Source organism: Thalassobius vesicularis (genome assembly GCF_004799325.1).
Lineage (GTDB): Bacteria > Pseudomonadota > Alphaproteobacteria > Rhodobacterales > Rhodobacteraceae > Thalassobius > Thalassobius vesicularis.
The window spans coordinates 99,526-117,143 of the sequence record NZ_SSMD01000009.1; the positions used below are offsets into that span (position 1 = coordinate 99,526).

15 protein-coding genes are annotated in these 17,618 nt (G+C 64.5%); 9 read left to right on the plus strand and 6 right to left on the minus strand.

The features are described from left to right. Positions 1–22: 22 nt before the first annotated feature. The 3 genes from E7681_RS16320 to nirB are packed head-to-tail and all read right to left on the minus strand — an operon-like array spanning position 23 to position 3,643. Positions 23–853, minus strand: coding sequence for a formate/nitrite transporter family protein (locus tag E7681_RS16320; protein ID WP_136340330.1), 831 nt, complete (start codon positions 851–853; stop codon positions 23–25). A 25-nt stretch (positions 854–878) separates the two neighbouring features. Continuing rightward, complete coding sequence (nirD, locus tag E7681_RS16325) at positions 879–1,199, minus strand: nitrite reductase small subunit NirD (protein ID WP_136340331.1); 321 nt, start codon at positions 1,197–1,199, stop codon at positions 879–881. Beyond that, entirely contained in the window at positions 1,196–3,643 is a 2,448-nt protein-coding gene (gene nirB, locus E7681_RS16330) for a nitrite reductase large subunit NirB (RefSeq protein ID WP_136340332.1), read from the minus strand. The genes nirD and nirB overlap by 4 nt, the downstream gene beginning before the upstream one ends. A gap of 467 nt (positions 3,644–4,110) precedes the next feature. On the opposite strand from nirB, the gene E7681_RS16335 reads away from it, so the two are divergent. The 6 genes from E7681_RS16335 (at position 4,111) to E7681_RS16360 (ending at position 9,473) form a co-directional block, all read left to right on the plus strand. Continuing rightward, on the plus strand, positions 4,111–5,169 hold the full coding sequence (locus E7681_RS16335) for a Hint domain-containing protein (protein ID WP_136340333.1): 1,059 nt from the start codon (positions 4,111–4,113) through the stop codon (positions 5,167–5,169). 151 nt (positions 5,170–5,320) lie between these two features. Beyond that, the gene (rpsD, locus tag E7681_RS16340) at positions 5,321–5,941 is read left to right on the plus strand and encodes a 30S ribosomal protein S4 (protein ID WP_136340334.1); all 621 of its coding nucleotides are present in this window, start codon (positions 5,321–5,323) and stop codon (positions 5,939–5,941) included. A 117-nt stretch (positions 5,942–6,058) separates the two neighbouring features. Further along, the gene (locus tag E7681_RS16345) at positions 6,059–6,589 is read left to right on the plus strand and encodes a TIGR00645 family protein (protein WP_136340335.1); all 531 of its coding nucleotides are present in this window, start codon (positions 6,059–6,061) and stop codon (positions 6,587–6,589) included. 96 nt (positions 6,590–6,685) lie between these two features. Next, positions 6,686–7,771 (plus strand): histidinol-phosphate transaminase, encoded by a 1,086-nt coding sequence (gene hisC / locus E7681_RS16350; protein ID WP_136340336.1) that lies wholly within the window; start codon positions 6,686–6,688, stop codon positions 7,769–7,771. Continuing rightward, positions 7,768–8,691 carry a prephenate/arogenate dehydrogenase family protein gene (locus E7681_RS16355; RefSeq protein WP_136340337.1) on the plus strand — a complete coding sequence of 308 codons (924 nt, stop codon included), beginning with the start codon at positions 7,768–7,770 and terminating at the stop codon, positions 8,689–8,691. The genes hisC and E7681_RS16355 overlap by 4 nt, the downstream gene beginning before the upstream one ends. After that, positions 8,688–9,473, plus strand: a complete 786-nt coding sequence (locus tag E7681_RS16360) for an extensin-like domain-containing protein (protein WP_136340338.1) — start codon at positions 8,688–8,690, stop codon at positions 9,471–9,473. The genes E7681_RS16355 and E7681_RS16360 overlap by 4 nt, the downstream gene beginning before the upstream one ends. Position 9,474: 1 nt before the next feature. On the opposite strand, the gene E7681_RS16365 is transcribed toward E7681_RS16360, so the two are convergent. Next, entirely contained in the window at positions 9,475–10,473 is a 999-nt protein-coding gene (locus E7681_RS16365) for a DUF2125 domain-containing protein (RefSeq protein ID WP_136340339.1), read from the minus strand. Positions 10,474–10,537: 64 nt separating this feature from the next. On the opposite strand from E7681_RS16365, the gene E7681_RS16370 reads away from it, so the two are divergent. The 3 genes from E7681_RS16370 (at position 10,538) to E7681_RS16380 (ending at position 14,237) form a co-directional block, all read left to right on the plus strand. Next, positions 10,538–11,068, plus strand: coding sequence for a gamma-glutamylcyclotransferase (locus E7681_RS16370; RefSeq protein ID WP_136340340.1), 531 nt, complete (start codon positions 10,538–10,540; stop codon positions 11,066–11,068). Positions 11,069–11,137: 69 nt separating this feature from the next. Further along, positions 11,138–12,313: a biopolymer transporter ExbB gene (locus E7681_RS16375; protein ID WP_136340341.1), complete on the plus strand. Its 1,176-nt coding sequence runs from the start codon at positions 11,138–11,140 to the stop codon at positions 12,311–12,313. Position 12,314: 1 nt separating this feature from the next. Continuing rightward, positions 12,315–14,237 (plus strand): peptidoglycan -binding protein, encoded by a 1,923-nt coding sequence (locus tag E7681_RS16380; RefSeq protein ID WP_136340342.1) that lies wholly within the window; start codon positions 12,315–12,317, stop codon positions 14,235–14,237. Here the strand turns inward: E7681_RS16380 and E7681_RS16385 are convergent, their stop codons facing one another. Continuing rightward, positions 14,238–15,125 carry a M23 family metallopeptidase gene (locus E7681_RS16385; RefSeq protein ID WP_246032516.1) on the minus strand — a complete coding sequence of 296 codons (888 nt, stop codon included), beginning with the start codon at positions 15,123–15,125 and terminating at the stop codon, positions 14,238–14,240. It lies immediately after the preceding gene. A gap of 65 nt (positions 15,126–15,190) precedes the next feature. After that, positions 15,191–17,527, minus strand: coding sequence for an ATP-dependent Clp protease ATP-binding subunit ClpA (clpA, locus tag E7681_RS16390; protein ID WP_136340344.1), 2,337 nt, complete (start codon positions 17,525–17,527; stop codon positions 15,191–15,193). Positions 17,528–17,618: the final 91 nt, after the last annotated feature.

Consider the following 17,618-nt stretch of genomic DNA (forward strand, 5'->3'; position numbering starts at 1 on the left):
CAAAGGCGGGGTCCGGGGCCGATTATTCGGCGGGGGTTGCGATGCCGGCGTTGCGCTTCGGCGAGGTCTTGTAGTGGGTCGAGTAGATCATGCCGCCCACGAAGGTCAGGCCGCCAACCAGGTTGCCCAGAACCACGGGGATTTCGTTGTAGGCGAAGTAGTCGATCCAGGTGAACTGACCGCCCAGCATGATGCCCGAGGGGAACAGGAACATGTTCACGATCGAGTGCTCGAAGCCCAGGTAGAAGAACACAAGGATCGGCATCCACATCGCCATGATCTTGCCCGAGACAGAGTTTGACATCATCGCGGCGACAACACCGGTGGACACCATCCAGTTGCACATCACGGCGCGGATGAACACGGTCAGCATCCCCGAAGCGCCAGCGGCGGCGTAGCCAAGGGTCCGGGCCTCGCCGATCTTGCCGATCTTCTGGCCGATCTCGTTGGGTTCGGTCGAAAAGCCCATCGTAAAGATGATGGCCATGAACACGGCGGTGGTCAGCGCGCCTGCGAAGTTGCCGAAGAAAACCAGCGTCCAGTTGCGGAACACGCCGTTCCAGGTGCAGCCGGGGCGTTTGGCGATCACGGCCAGCGGGGCCAGGGTGAACACGCCGGTCAGCAGGTCAAAGCCCATCAGGTACAGCATGCAGAACCCGACCGGGAACAGCAGCGAGGCAACCAGGAAGTTGCCAGTATTGACGGCGATGGTGACGGCGAAGGCCGCGGCCAGTGCCAGGATGGCGCCAGCCATGTAGGCGCGGATGAGGGTGTCCTTGGTGGACATCATGATCTTGGATTCACCGGCCTCGATCATCTTGGCGGCAAATTCTGCGGGCTGTACGTAAGCCATGAGTGTCTGTCCCTTGTTGTTGGATTTAGAGGCCAAGCAGAACGGTTTGCCCGTCCAGCTTCACCGGGAAGGTCAGCGTTTCGCCTTTGTCAGCGCCTTGTGCGGTGCCGGTTTCCAGCGAGATGACCCAGTTGTGGAGCGGGCAGGTGACACATCCGTCGTGCACGATGCCGTTGCTCAGGGGCCCGTTCTTGTGCGGGCATTTATCCTCCAGCGCGAACACGCGGTCGTCGCTGGTGCGGAAGATGGCGATGGTCATGTCGCCGTTCTTGACGCAGCGCGCACCCTGGCGCGGGATGTCGGACAGTTGCCCCACGGCAACCCAGTTCGTTGCGACCATGTTCATTCGGCGGCCTCCAGTTTGACGGTTGCGAGGGGGGCAAATTCATGCGCGTCCTTGCCCGAGACGAACTCGGCCCAGGGATCGACTTGCGCGAATTTCTGGGAGTAGACGAAACGCTCGTAATAGGCGGCGCGCTGTTCCAGGTCGTCGTAGATGACTTCCTTGATGTGGTCGTAACCCACGCGGTCGGCCCATTTGTAGATCCGCTCCAGGTAGAAGCCCTGTTCGCGGTACATCTGGGTCAGGGCGCAGATGGTCTCGATGGTTTCCTGTTCGGTGGCGACCTTGCCCAGCAGGGTGGTGCCCTGGATGTGCAGGCCCGCCGCGCCGCCGTAGACGATCTCGTAGCCGCTATCGACGCAGATCACGCCGATGTCCTTGCAGGTGGATTCCGCGCAGTTGCGGGGGCAGCCGGTGACGGCGAGTTTGAGTTTCGCGGGCGACCACGAGCCCCACAGCGCCTTTTCCAGCTTGATGCCCAGACCGGTCGAGTCCTGCGTGCCAAAGCGGCACCAGTCGGTTCCGACGCAGGTTTTCACTGTGCGCAGACCTTTGGAGTAGGCCGCGCCTGAGATCATGCCCGCCTTGTTCAGGTCGGCCCAGACCGGCAGCAGGTCTTCTTTCTTGACGCCCAGCAGGTCGATACGCTGGCCGCCGGTGACCTTGACGGTGGGGATGTCGTACTTGTCGGCCACATCGGCGATGGCGCGCAGCTCGTCCGGGGTGGTGATGCCGCCGAACATGCGCGGGACCACGGAGTAAGTGCCGTCCTTCTGGATGTTGGCGTGGACGCGTTCGTTGATGAAGCGCGACTGCTGGTCATCCACGTATTCACCCGGCCAATCGCAGACCAGGTAGTAGTTCAGCGCTGGGCGGCACTTGGCGCAACCTTCGGGGGTGGACCATTCCAGTTCCTGCATCACGGCGGGGATGGATTTCAGGCCCTTCGCCTTGATCAGGCGGCGCACGTCGCCGTGGCTGTGGGTGGTGCAGGGGCACATGCCGGCTGCGGCGGGGATGACAAAGCTGTCGCCCAGCGTCAGGCTCATCACGCCCTCGACCAGCCCGGTGCAGGTCCCGCATGAGGCGGATGCCTTGGTATGGGCGCGGACCTCGGCCAGGGTGGTCAGGCCCTTGTCCTTGATCGCGGCCATGATCTGGCCCTTCGAGATGCCGTTGCAGCCGCAGATTTCCGCGTCATCCGACAGGCCAGCGATGGCGGCCAGCGGATCGGCGGCACCGCCGCCCTGATAGGCCTGACCGAAGATCAGCGTGGCGCGCATCTCTTCGATGTCCTCGCCGGATTTCAGCATCTCGTTGTACCAGGCGCCATCTGCCACATCGCCGTACAGCACCGCGCCGATCACCTTGTTGTCTTTCAGGATCACGCGCTTGTAGGTGCCGCGCATGGCGTCGCGCAGGACGATATCCTCGCGGTCCGGGCCTTCGGCGAAATCACCGACCGAGTACAGATCGCAGCCGGTCACCTTCAGCTTGGTCGGGGTCTCGGCGTGTTTGAACTCGGCGTCGGATGCACCGGCCAGATGCGCAGCCGCGACGCGGGCCATCTGGTAGAGCGGCGCGACCAGACCGTAGACCATGCCGCCCACCTCGACGCATTCGCCGACCGAGTAGATCGCCGGGTCCGAGGTTTTCATCGTCGAGTCGGTGACGATGCCGCGGTTGACCGCGAGCCCGCATTCTGCGGCGACCTGGGTGTTGGGCTTGATGCCCACGGCCATCACCACCAGCGAGGCGTCGATGATCGTGCCATCGGCCAGTTCCACGCCCTCGACCTTGTCGGAGCCCAGGATCTGCTTGGTGTTGGCTTCGGTCAGCACTTCGATACCGCGGCCTTCCAGCTCGCGCTTCAGCAGGTAGCCGGCGGCGGGGTCCAGCTGGCGCTCCATCAGCGAGGGCATCAGGTGGATGACGGTCACGTCCATGCCGCGCATCTTCAGGCCAGCGGCCGCTTCCAGACCCAGCAGGCCGCCGCCGATGACAACGGCACGGCCGCCTTTCTTGACCGCTTCCAGCATGCCGTCCACGTCGTTCAGATCGCGGTAGGCCAGCACGCCCGGCAGCTTGTGACCCGGCACCGGAATGATGAACGGGTTCGAGCCGGTGGCGATGACCAGCTTGTCATACTGGGCGGTGATGCCACCCTCGCTGGTCACGGTGCGCATGTCGCGGTCGATCTTGGTGACCTTCTGGCCCTTGTGCAGGGTGATGCCGTGATCGGCGTACCAGGCGTCGCCGTGGATGATGATATCCTCGAACGTCTTTTCGCCCGACAGAACCGGCGACAGCATGATGCGGTCATAGTTCACGCGGGGTTCGGCGTTGAAGATGGTGACTTCGTACTGGTCGGTCAGGTCGAACAGATGCTCCAGCATCCGGCCGGGGGCCATACCATTACCAACAATGACGAGACGTTTCTTGGGCATTTTCGGCGCTCCATCGTCGCAAGAGTCGTGTGACTCGTGGTTGCAGTGAGTGAAGTGCAGCGCCGTTGCCGCGGTGATCCGGTGGTTGGGATCAAGAGCCTTGGACACATCTTTGCGTCCGGGGCAGGGATTGAAGACATCCTATGTTCAAGGGGGTGGCCGCTTTCAAGTCCGCGCGCGCTGCGGCGCGGCATTTTCCGGGGTTGGACCCGGAATTGCCCCTGCATTGCCAGTTTTTTCAGCACAGATTGCCTGCGTCTGGCTGGGGCGGCCCCCGTGCGCGGTGCTTTTGTTGTGCTCGCCGGGCAATCGCCGCGCCGTGACGGTCCAGCGGGGCACCGAAAGCCTTGATTGCGTGCAATTATCGGTCGAATCGGGCCGAAATTGGCGGCCAAACGGGCTAGGCAGCGATTCGCCGATCTGTTATCCTGACCGCAATAAAAAGATAAACGGCAGGCATACGGGCAATGGGAACGGGCTATTCAGGCACGTTCGTCATTTCTTGGTCGCAAACAGAACTGGACGGCTTGCGGGCCGCCTCTGTCAGTCAACTGGCCGTCGGGGCCATGTGGACCTGGCACGGAGAGGCGCTGCGCGTGGACGGCCGCAACGACCTGTTGCGCCTGGAGAATGCGGACGGAGAGGAGACCCTGCGCAAAAGCGCGGCGCGCATGGTGGCGCGTCTCGTCGGCATGGCGATGTCCGACAAGCGCGACCAGCCTGCCGATGCCCGCCCGCTGCGTGACCGCTATTTTATCGTCACGGACGGCAAACGCTCTTACACGGTTACCCTGATCGACCCGGATACCGGCGGCGCGCCCTTGGCGATGTTCGTCGGCGAGGCCCCGCCGCAACGGCGCGAGCTGTGGATCGTGCACACCGCCCTGCGCCCCGATGACGGGGCCGAGGTGTTCGACACCCGGCGTGGCGTGATCTGTTTCACCCCCGGCACCCGGATCGACACGCCCGACGGCCCCCGACTGGTCGAGGATCTGCGCGAAGGTGACAAGGTGCAGACCGAGGACAGCGGTGCTCAGGAAGTCCAGTGGGTCGGCCAGCGCCGCATGACCGGCGCACGTCTCTATACCATGCCCTACCTGCGCCCGATCCGCATCCGCGCCGGGGCCTTTGGCTTCGACCGCCCGGATCAGGAACTCTTGGTCTCGCCCGATCACCGGATGCTGCTGAAAGGGGCTGCCGCGCGCGCACTGTTCAACACGCCCGAGGTTCTGGTCGCCGCGCGCGATCTGGTGAACGGCCATACGGTGAACGTGGATCTGGGCCTGCGCGAAGTGACCTATATCCACCTGCTGCTGCCCGACCACCACGTCATCCGCGCCAACGGGCTGGAGACCGAAAGCTTCCACCCCGCCAGCGCCCACTTTGACGCGCTGGAGGATAGCGACCGGATGCGCCTGCAATCGGTTCGCCCCGACGTGGCCGGCGACCCTGCGACATATGGCGATTACGCCCGTCGCACCCTGTCGCGCTCTGAGGCGGCCATCCTCATGCACGAGCTGGCCTGAGCCCTGTTGACTCCCCCTATAATCCGTCTATAAGCGCGGCTTCATTGGTGTTGGTGGCCCCCGCAAGGGACAGCCTGTCATGTCGCAAGGCAAGAGGACAACGCCCTTCATAGTGGCCCGCAGGGCCTCGACCCAAAGAAGGAGATCAGCCGTGACCAAACGCACGTCTGCCAAGTACAAAATCGACCGCCGCATGGGCGAAAACATCTGGGGCCGCCCCAAGTCGCCCGTCAACCGCCGCGAATACGGCCCCGGCCAGCACGGCCAGCGCCGTAAGGGCAAACTGTCGGATTTCGGCACCCAGCTGCGCGCCAAGCAGAAGCTGAAAGGCTACTACGGCGACCTGACCGAGAAGCAGTTCCGCCGCATCTACGGCGAAGCCGAGCGCGTCAAGGGCGACACCGGTGAAAACCTGATCGGCCTGCTGGAGCGCCGCCTGGACGCCGTCGTCTACCGCGCCAAGTTCGTTGCAACCGTGTTCGCTGCGCGTCAGTTCGTGAACCACGGCCACGTGCTGGTCAACGGCAACCCGGTGAACATCCCCTCGTACCGCGTGAAAGAGGGTGACGTGATCGAAGTCCGCGCCAAGTCCAAGCAGATGACCGTTCTGCTGGAAGCCGTCGCTCTGCCCGAGCGCGATGTGCCGGATTACATCGAAGCCGACCATTCGAAAATGACCGCCAAATTCGTGCGCACCCCGGGCCTGTCGGACGTTCCGTACCCGGTGATGATGGAGCCGAACCTGGTCGTGGAATTCTACGCGAAGAACTAAGGGTTCTTCGCCGAAATCCGCAAGTTTCGGAAGACCCGTCGCACGATGCCTCGTGCGGCGGGTTTTTTCATGCACAAAGGACACCCCGCGGCGCTGCCCGCCAATCTGGACACTGACATGAGCACCAAACCCGCGATTGAACGGAAATTCGAACAGGGGCTGTTTGCCTCGCGCTGGCTGATGGCCCCGATGTATCTGGGGCTGGTGGTCAGCCTTGGCATGCTGACGATCGTTTTCTGCCGCGAGCTGATCTACTACGCCCCGCAGGTTCTTAGCATGACCGCCGACAAGGCGATCCTTGTGATCCTGACCCTGATCGACCTGTCTCTTGCGGCCAACCTGCTGCTGATCGTGCTGTTTTCGGGCTACGAAAACTTCGTCTCGAAACTGGACATCGATGATGGCGGCGACCGGCCCAGCTGGATGGGCACCGTCGATTTCGGTGGGCTGAAGATGAAGCTGATCGCCTCGATCGTGGCAATCTCTGCGATCCACCTGCTGAAGCAGTTCATGGAGATCGGCAAATCCTCCAAGCCGCTGGATCAGGACTCGTTGTTTTGGCTGGTGGTGATCCACATGGTTTTCGTGGCCTCGGGCGTGCTGATGGCGGCGATGGACTGGATCGTGTCCCGCTCAAAGAAGTACTGAGGGCACACTGCCCGCACATTGCGTTTCAATCACGGGTTTGACGCTTTCCATGCCCTTTCTGGGTTTGTAAGGAAAGATACCCAAGGAGACACCAAAATGACCAAGATCACGCCTCAGCCCGGTATCATGGAAATCGCCCTATATGTCGGCGGTGCCAGCCATGTCGAGGGTGTGACCGACGTGGTGAAGCTCAGCTCGAACGAGAACCCCTACGGGCCCAGCCCGGCGGCGGTCGAGGCGCTGCGTCGCTCGGCGTTCGAGCTGCATCGCTATCCGTCGACCGACCATGTCGGCCTGCGCGCGGCGATTGCGGAAATCCACGGGCTGGACGCGGATAACATCATCTGCGGCGTCGGCTCGGACGAGGTGCTGCAATTCATCGCGCAATCCTATGCGGGCCCGGGCGACGAGGTGATCTATACCGAGCACGGGTTCTCCATGTACCCGATCCTGGCCCATGCGGTCGGCGCGACCCCCGTCATGGTGGCCGAGAAAGAGCGCGTCGTCGACGTGGACGCGATCCTGGCGGCTTGCAACGACAAGACCCGGATCGTGTTCATCGCCAACCCGGCCAACCCGACCGCAACGATGATCGACCTGGACGAATGCGCCCGGCTGGCCGATGGCCTGCCCGACGGTGCGCTGCTGGTGCTGGACGGCGCCTATGCCGAGTTCGTCGAGGGCTATGACGGGGGTGCCTCGCTGGTCGCCAGCCGTGATAACGTGATCATGACCCGGACGTTCTCCAAGATCTACGGTCTGGGCGGGCTGCGGATCGGCTGGGGCTATGCCCCGCGTGCCATCATCGACGTGCTGAACCGGGTGCGCCAGCCGTTCAACCTGTCCAACACCCAGCTGGCCGCCGCCGAAGCCGCCGTGCGCGACGTCGCCTATACCGAGAAATGCCGCACCGACAACGCCCGCCTGCGGACCTGGCTGGCCGAGGCGCTGGCCGGTCATGGCGTGCCGTCGGACGAAAGCTTTACCAACTTCATCTTGGCGCGTTTCGACAGCGCAGAGGAGGCGGACGCCTGTGACACCTACCTGAAATCGCAGGGCCTGATCGTGCGCAAGGTGGGCGGCTACGGCCTGCCCAACTGCCTGCGCATCACCATCGGTGACGAACCCGCCTGCCGCCGCGTGGCCCATGCCATTGGCCAATTCAAAGGCGGTGCAAGATGAGCGTGATCTACAACCGCGTCGCGCTGATCGGGCTTGGCCTGATCGCCTCGTCGATGTTCTGGGCGATGAAACGGGGCGGTCTGGCGGCCGAGGTGACGGGCTATGCGCGCTCGCAAGCCACGCGCGACACCGCGCGGCGGATCGGCCTGTGCGACCGCGTTTGCGACACGGCGATCGAGGCGGTGCAGGACGCCGACCTGATCGTTCTGTGCGTGCCGGTCGGTGCGATGGGGCCGGTGATGGCCGAAATCGCGCCGCATCTGAAACCGGGGGCGACGGTCAGCGATGTCGGCTCGGTCAAGAAATCGGTGATCGAGGCGGTCGCCCCGCACATCCCCGCCGGCGTGCATTTCGTGCCCACTCACCCGATGGCCGGGACGGAACATTCCGGCCCCGAATCCGGCTTTGCCACCCTGTTCGACAACCGCTGGTGCCTGATCGTTCCCGATGGCGCAGACGAGGACGCGACCGCCCGGCTAGAGGATTTCTGGCACGCCCTGGGCGCCAAAACCGAACGCATGGACGTGCAGCACCACGATCTGGTCTGCGCCGTGGTCAGCCACATCCCGCACCTGATCGCCTATACGATGGTGGGCGTGGCCGACGACCTGAACCGCGTTTCGGATCAGGAGGTCATCAAGTTCTCGGCCGCCGGTTTCCGCGATTTTACCCGGATCGCGGCGTCTGACCCGACCATGTGGCGCGACGTGTTCCTGACCAACAAAGAGGCGACGCTAGAGATTCTGGGCCGCTTCACCGAGGAACTGTTCGCCCTTCAGCGCGCGATCCGCACCGGGGACGGCGACCAGCTGTTCGACTATTTCACCCGCACCCGCGCCATTCGTCGTGGCATTATCGACGCGGGTCAGGACACTGCCGCGCCCGACTTTGGCCGTGGCGGCGGCAAGGCCGCCGAATGAAGGGCTGGGCGCTTGGCCTGATCGGGGCGGTCTGCATGGCCGCCTCGGCCAGTGCCAACGCGCCCACCACCTCTCTGCGTCCCGTCGCGCGTGGCGAGGTGCATCCCGGCGTCATCATCCGTGTCTCGCCCCGGGTGATCGGGGTGGCGCCCAGCGTGAAAAACCCCGACAAATCCATTGTTTACCGTTCCCTGCGCCCCCGGATGCGTCCGTCAGGGCTAGAAGATCGCGCGGTGGAACGCATCCTTGACGATGTGCGCGGCTCCGTCTGCGGTGATCCGTCCATTCTGGGCACCCATGTCGGCGAGGTCGCGGACAAGGTTGATGGCTGCGGGATTTCGGATGCCGTTCGTGTCACCTCGGTCGCGGGGATCGGGCTGACCAGTGCCGCGCTAATCGACTGCCCGACGGCCAAGTCGTTGCGGCTGTGGGTGGAGCGCGGGCTGAAGCCGACCATCGGACGGCGCGGCGGCGGGGCGGACAAGCTGCGCATCTTTGCCAGCTATTCCTGCCGGACCCGCAACAGCAAAAAGGGCGCGCGCATTTCCGAGCACGGCAAGGGCCGCGCGGTGGATATCGGCGCGGTCATCCTGCGCGACGGGTCAGAGGTGACGGTGAAATCCGACTGGGGCCGTGGCCGCAAGGGTCGCATGTTGCGCGACCTGCACGAGGCCGCCTGCGGCCCCTTCGGCACGGTTCTGGGCCCGAAATCGGACCGCTACCATCGGAACCATTTCCATTTCGACACCGCCCGCTATCGCAGTGGCACCTACTGCAAATAACCTAGCGCAACACCACTCGGGGGGCCTGACCGATCGGCACCGGCCCCAGGAAAATCAGGCCCGCGCGGAAATCCAGCGGCACGTCCAGCGTGTTGGGGTTGCCCGACAGGCGCGACAGCAGGCCCAGCCCGTCCTCTAGCTGCTGGCCCAGCGTCTCGTTCAACTGGCCCGATTTCACTGCCATCTGCACGATCTGCCGCCAGTTGCGCGCCTTCAGGGTGATGCGCCCGTCCAATTCGCCCTCGGCGTCGATGTCGACGGCCCCGGCCAGCATCAGCTCCAGATCACCCCAGCGTGCCTCGGCCAGTTTCAGGTCCAGCCGGGTCGGTTGCGGGCGGCGTTGCTCGATCGCGCGGCGGTCCCAGTTGTCGTCGAACGAGACCTCGAGCTGCGCGCGCAACGCGTCGAAACTGCGGGGCAGGTCGGCTGCGCCGATCAGGCCGCGCAACTCCATCGGCGGCGCGAAACCATCCGCCTCGACGGCAAAAGCATAAGTGTCCTGCGCGCCCTCGACCGTGTGAATGGCCGCGCGCAGGGCGGTCATCGTGGTGGTCTGGCCTTCATCGGCGGCAAAGGTCAGCGTGTCGGCCACCAGGTTGGCGCGGTTCAGCGGCAGCGCGTTGCCCTGATCCAGCACGACGCTGGCCTGCAGCTTGGCGCTGGTCACGTCGAATTTCTGATCCGGGGTCGAGATGCGCTGCTGGTTCGGCCAAATCGCGATGATGTGGTTGGGCTTGTAGCTGAGCGTCATCATCTGAAAGAACGGCGCGTCCCAGGCCCATCCGGTGCCCGGGTCGGCCAGCGTCAGATTGGTGAACGTGGTGTCCACCCGGTTGGGAAAGCCCGCGACGGACAGGTCGTCATACTCGGCCACCCAGCCTTGGGCGCGGCGGTCCTCGAACCAGGCGGTCATGCCCGCCTTCACCCCCTGAGAGGCCAGCACCCAGTACCCGGCCCATGCAATGGCCGCGACGATGATCGCAATCAGCAGGCGTTTCATTGGGGGCCCTTTCCTCTCTGCTCCGGGTGGTGTTTACAGGGGGGCACAGGAAAGGGCCAGTCACATGACGTTGTGGGTATTCGGATACGGATCGCTGCTGTGGAACCCGGGGTTCGACCCCGATCAACGCCTGTTGGCGCATCTGCCGGGGTTTCGGCGCAGTTTCTGCATGCGGTCCATTCACCATCGCGGCACCGTGGCCGATCCGGGGCTGGTGCTGGCGCTGGATGCCGCCGTTGATGCCGCCTGCCACGGCGTGGCCTTCTCGGTCCGGTCCGGGCAAGAGGACGATGTGCTGGCCTACCTGCGCGAGCGCGAGCTGATCTCCTCGGCCTACCTTGAGACCGAGCAGACCGTGCATTTGCGCGACGGCCGGCAGGTGCCTGCGGTGACCTACATCATCGACCCCGAGCACGACCAATATTGCGGGGGCCTGCCGCTAGAGGAACAGGCCCATATCATCGCCCATGCCATCGGCGGGCGCGGTCCGAACACCGAATACCTGTACAACACCGCAGCCCATCTGCACGAGTTGGGGATTCAAGATCACGAACTGGACTGGCTGACGGCACGAGTGCGTGAGATTCTTGCATAAATCCTTGGCTTGACGCTCGCGCCACCGTAACCTGCGGACAAACAACAACAGTGTCAGGATCTGACCGCCATGGAGCTGCCAGACCGCGAGGCCGAGCCGCAATTTTCGCAACCCGTCCGCCAGATCATGCTGATGGTCATGGCGTTGGGCCTGACATCCGTCGTGGTGTTTCTGGCCCTGCCGCGCATTCTGCCGGTGTTTGACGCGAACCCGTATCTGAACGGGTTCATCATGTTTGTCTTCGTGCTGGGGGTGCTGGCCTGTTTCTGGCAGGTGGCGCAACTGGTGACCTCGGTCCGCTGGATCGAGGCGTTCGCGGGCGAAGCCGTCGACATGACCGGCCGGGGCGCGCCCCGTCTGCTGGCGCCGCTGGCCGCATTGCTGCGCTCGCGTGGGGCGCGGATGCAGCTGAACTCGTCCTCGACCCGTTCCATTCTGGACTCGGTCGCCACCCGCATCGACGAAGCGCGCGAGATTACGCGCTACATCGTCAACCTTCTGATTTTCCTTGGCCTTTTGGGCACGTTCTACGGGCTGGCCACCACCGTTCCCGCGCTGGTCGACACCATCCGCAGCCTTGCCCCGCAAGAAGGCGAAGCCGGGGTCGCGGTGTTCGACCGCCTGATGAAGGGGCTTGATCAGCAGCTGTCGGGCATGGGCGTGGCGTTCGGCTCGTCCTTGTTGGGGCTGGCCGGATCGCTGGTCGTCGGCCTGTTGGAGCTGTTCGCCGGCCACGGCCAGAACCGTTTTTACCGCGAGCTCGAAGAGTGGCTCTCCACCATCACCCGCGTCGGCTTTGCAAGCGGCGACAGTGACGGGCACGGCGACGGCTCGACCGTGGCGGTGGTGCTGGACCACATGACCAACCAGATCGAGGCGATGCAGCAGATGTTCATGGCCTCGGATGCCAGCCGCGCCGTGGTGGACGAAAAGCTCGCCTCGCTTGCCGTTTCGGTCGAACGCCTGACCGACCGCATGGCCGGCACCGCCCGCGCCAACGACGCCATCGTGCGCATGGCCGAGGGGCAGGAGCACCTGATCAAGGTCATGGTCGAACGCGAACCCGACGGCATCGACGCCGAAAGCCGGATGCGCCTGCGCTCGATCGACGTGCAGTTGCTGCGCATTCTTGAGGAAATCAGCGCGGGTCGTCAGGAAACCATGGCCGAACTGCGCACGGACATCGCCGCGCTGACCCAGGTTCTGCGCCAGCGCCGCCGCCCGCAAGGCAACGGGGACAGCTAAAATGGCCCTGTCGCGTCGCACCGGACAACGTTTCCAGGGCTCAATCTGGCCCGGCTTCGTCGACGCGATGACCGGCCTGTTGCTGGTGCTGATGTTCGTTCTGACGATTTTCATGGTCGTGCAATTCGTGCTGCGCGAGACGATCTCGGGGCAGGAAAACAAGCTGGATGCGCTGTCGGGCGAGATCGCCGCGCTGGCCGATGCGCTGGGGCTGGAACGCCGTAAAACCGCCGACCTGACCACCGAACTGGGCCAGTTGAACGCCACCCTGTCCGCCGAGCAGGACAAAGCCCGCCAGCAGGCCGCGCTGATCGCTTCGCTTAGTGCCGAACGCGACGTGCAGGCCGGCAAGATCGCCGATTTCGAGGCGCAGGTCGCATCCCTGCTGGCGCAACGGGACAAGGCGCTCGGGACGGTCGCGTCGCTTGAGGGTGAAAAGCAGGCCCTGATCGACGAGCGCGAGGCCCTGCAACTGGCGCTGGCGCAAGCGCGATCCGAGATTGATGCGGGGGTCGAGGCCGCCCGTCTGGCCGCCGCCAAGCGCGAGGCGTTGGAGACCCTGATCGCCCAGCTGAAAACCGAACAAGCCGCCACCGAACAGGCCCGCGCCGATCTGGAATCCCGCCTGTCCGAGGCCGAGAAAACCCGCATTCTTGAGGCCGCCGCCGCCGAGGCCCTGCGCGAAAAGCTCAAGAACGCAGACGCCGAGCTGACCGCGATGACCCTGGCGCTTGAGGCGCAGCGCAAGAAGGCCGAGGACACCCTGACCCTGCTGGCCGCCGCGCAGGCCGCAGGCGATGATCTGACCGCAAGATTGGCCGCCGCTCTGACCGCCTCGGAACAGGGGCAGGGGCGCGAGGCCGATCTGGCCGCCCGTCTGGCCGCCGCGTTGGCCGAGGCCGAAGCGGGCAAGGACCGGTTGGCCGACCTGACCGTGAAACTGTCCGAAGCCGAGGCGAAACTGGCTGCCGCCAAGGGGGACGCCGCCGCGAAATCCGATCTGGAAACGCGTCTGGCGCAGGCGTTGGCCGCGAAACTGGCGTTGGAGGGGCAAGTGGCTGATGCGCAAAAGGCGCTGGCCAACGCCTTGGCCGCGAAATTGGCCGCCGAAAACGCCGCCAACACCCAGATGACCGAGGCCGAGCGTCAGGCCGCCCTGCTGTCTGTCGCGCAGCGTGCGCTGGCCGATCAAAAGGCCGTCTCGACCGCGGCGCAACGCCAACAGGCCCTTTTGAATCAACAGGTTGCGGCGTTGCGTAGCCAGCTGGGCAGCCTTCAGGCGCTGCTGGACGATTACAAGGACCGCGATGCCGCCGCGCGGGTGCAGCTGGAAACGCTGGGCTCGGATCTGAACGCCGCATTGGCCCGTGCCGCCAGCGAAGAACGCAAACGCCGCGAGCTGGAAGAGGCCGAACGCATCCGTCTGGAGAAGGAAAAGCAAGCCCTTCTGGCCGAGAAGAAAGACCTCGAGAAGTACAAGAGCGACTTCTTCGGCCGCCTGCGCGATGTGCTGTCGGGCAAGCAGGGCGTCCGCATCGTCGGCGACCGCTTCGTGTTTTCCTCCGAGGTGCTGTTCGAGCCGGGCAGCGCCGACCTGTCCACTGCCGGGCGCGAGGAGATCGCCAAGATCGCCCAGATCCTGCGCGGGATCGCCAGCGAAATTCCCGGCGAAATCAACTGGGTGCTGCGGGTGGATGGCCATACCGATAACGTGCCGCTGTCGGGCACCGGCGAATACGCGGATAACTGGGAACTGAGCCAGGCACGTGCGCTGTCGGTGGTGCGTGACCTGATGGGGCTGGGGATGCCGCCGGATCGGCTCAGCGCGAACGGGTTCGGGCAGTATCAGCCCGTCAACCCCGCCGACACCGCCGAAGCGCGCGCCCAGAACCGCCGGATCGAGCTGAAACTGACCGAGAAATAATCACCGCAGCGTGACGTGCGCGGTGATGTCATCCACGATTTTCCCGTTTCGGATCAAGGCGATATAGCCCTGATAGCGGCCCTGCGTGAAACCCTGCGTCGGCCGCTTTTTCCCGGCCGCCCGGAAAAACTGCGCCTGTGCCTTGTCCAGCGGCGTCACGGTTTGCAGGAATGGGCCATCGGGGCCGATGATCTCGATCCGCAGGCTGTCGCCGGGGCGGCTTCCGAACGCATAGCCCCAGACCACCAAAGCGGGGGCTTGCGCGCTCATCTGCTCATCGCCGGCCGAGCCGTCTTTGACCGCGTCAAACCCAGGCACTTGCGGTGCGAAGCCCGCGCTGATCATCCCGCCGGGCGAAACGGGCAGGGGCGTCTGCCACAGCGTCCGCGTCTCGGGCGTGCCGCAGGTAATCTTGCCGTCCGGGTCGAACGGATCGACGACCTGGCCATTGCGGCGCACAGACAGGTGCACGTGCGGGAATTGCGTCTGGCCGGAAAACCCGACCTGCCCCAGCATCGCGCCCGCTTCGACCTTTTGGCCTTTGCGCACTGTGACCGAGCCGCGCTTCATGTGGCAATACTGCGTCTGCCAGCCGTCGCCGTGGTCCAGCACGACACCGTTGCCGCATTCCTTGTCCTGGGTGCCGGGGCCGATGCCGGTATCCGGCTCACCGTCGCGCAGGCCCATGACGACTCCGGGCGCCGAGGCCAACACGTTCACGCCCGCCCGCATCGCGGCAAAGCTGGGCAGGCCGAAATCGGTGCCCTTGTGGCCGTCATAGCTTTGCGGGCCGCAGGTGAAATCCAGCGCGCCGGGGCCGGGGTCGTGGTCGACATATTGCTGGACGAAGCACGTCTCACCCAGCCTGCAATCAATGGGTTGGCGCAATGAAAACTCCCCCGCCATGGCAGGCATGGCGAGGGAGCAAAGCGCGGTCAGGGCCGCGAACCGCATCAGTCCGCGGTCAGCAGCGGCGGCTTGTTGCCCGACAGGCGTTTCTGCGCGGGGCCGTCGATTTGCAGGTCGATCTTGCCGTCTTTCACGCCGACATGCACCACGCCGCCCTTGGCCAGTTGGCCGAACAGCAGTTCCTCGGCCAGCGGTTTCTTGATGTGTTCCTGGATGACGCGCGCCAGCGGGCGTGCCCCCATCTTGTCGTCGTAACCCTTGTCGGCCAGCCATTCGGCGGCGGGGCGCGACAGTTCGATATGGACGTTGCGGTCCATCAGCTGCGCCTCCAGTTGCAGCACGAACTTCTCGACGACCTGCAGGATCACCTCTTTCGGCAGCGGCTGGAAGCTGATCACGGCGTCCAGACGGTTGCGGAATTCGGGGGTGAAGGTTCGCTCGATCGCGGCGGTGTCCTCACCCTCGCGGCGGTCGCGGCCAAACCCGATCGCGGCCTTGGCCTGTTCGGCAGCCCCCGCGTTCGAGGTCATGATCAGGATCACGTTGCGGAAATCCACCGTCCGACCGTTATGGTCGGTCAGTTTGCCGTGGTCCATAACCTGCAACAGGATGTTGTAGACGTCGGGGTGGGCCTTCTCCATCTCGTCCAGCAGCAGCACGCAATGGGGGTGTTGGTCGACACCGTCCGTCAGCATCCCGCCCTGATCGAACCCGACATAGCCCGGAGGCGCGCCGATCAGGCGTGAAACCGCGTGTTTCTCCATGTATTCCGACATGTCGAAGCGCAGCAGCTCGACGCCCAGCGTGTCGGCCAATTGCTTGGCAACCTCGGTCTTGCCGACGCCGGTCGGGCCCGCGAACAGGTAGTTGCCGATGGGCTTTTCGGGCTCGCGCAGGCCGGCACGGGCCAGTTTGATCGCGCTCGACAGCGCCTCGATCGCGGCATCCTGACCAAAGACCACGCGCTTGAGGCTGGCCTCCAGATCCTTGAGCATCTCGGTGTCGTCTTTCGAGACATTCTTCGGGGGGATGCGGGCGATTTTCGCCACGACTTCCTCGATCTCTTTCGGGCCAATGGTCTTGCGGCGCTTGGATTCCGCGACCAGATGCTGGGCCGCGCCCGCCTCGTCGATCACGTCGATCGCCTTGTCGGGCAGCTTGCGGTCATTGATGTAGCGCGCCGACAGTTCCACCGCCGATTTGATCGCGTCGGCGGTGTAACGCACGCCGTGGTGTTCCTCGAAATAGGGTTTCAGGCCCTTGAGGATCTTGATCGTATCCTCGACCGAGGGTTCGCTCACGTCGATCTTCTGGAACCGGCGGCTCAGCGCGCGGTCCTTTTCGAAATGCTGGCGGAACTCCTTGTAGGTGGTCGAGCCCATGCAGCGCAGCTTGCCGCCCTGCAATGCGGGTTTCAGCAGGTTCGATGCGTCCATCGCCCCGCCCGAGGTCGCGCCCGCGCCGATCACCGTGTGAATCTCGTCGATGAACAGCACCGCGTCGGGGTGGTTTTCCAACTCGGTCACCACGGCCTTCAGGCGTTCCTCGAAATCGCCGCGATAGCGGGTGCCGGCCAGCAGCGCGCCCATATCCAGCGAGAAGATGGTGGTCTCTGACAGCACTTCGGGCGTTTCGCCCTGCACGATCTTGCGCGCCAGCCCCTCGGCGATGGCGGTCTTGCCGACGCCCGGGTCGCCCACCAGCAGCGGGTTGTTCTTGCGGCGGCGGCACAGCACCTGGATGCAGCGCTCGACCTCTTGGTCGCGGCCGATCAGCGGGTCCACGTCGCCCTTGCGCGATTTGGCGTTCAGATCGACGCAATACTTGGCCAGCGCGGATTCCTTGGCCTCGACGGTTTCGGGGCCTGCCGCGCCGGTGTTGGAGTGGCCTTCGTCCTCGTCCTGCGCGCCGCTGATGGGGCGCTGCTCGCCGAAGGCGGGGTTCTTGGCGACGCCGTGGGCGATGAAATTCACCGCGTCATAGCGCGTCATGTCCTGTTCCTGCAGGAAATAGGCGGCGTTCGACTCGCGCTCGGCAAAGATGGCGACCAGCACGTTCGCGCCCGTCACCTCGGTCCGGCCCGAGGATTGCACATGGATCGCCGCGCGCTGGATCACGCGCTGGAAGGCGGCGGTGGGCACCGCCTCGGATCCGTCGATATCGGTGACAAGGTTCGACAGGTCTTCGTCGATGAATTCCACCAGCGTGGTGCGCAGCTCGTCGGTGTCGACCGAGCACGCCTTCATCACGCGCAGCGCGTCGGGTTCGTCGATCAGCGCCAGCAGCAGGTGCTCCAGCGTTGCGAATTCATGCCTGCGGGCGTTGGCCAGTGCCAATGCCGCATGGATTGCCTGTTCAAGCGTGTTCGAGAATGAAGGCACTTCGGGTGCTCCTTCTGATCTGGGCCGGGCAAACGGTACGTTCGACCAACCTTGGCCTCATAAGTTTAAAGTTTGGTCTATCCGCACCGGG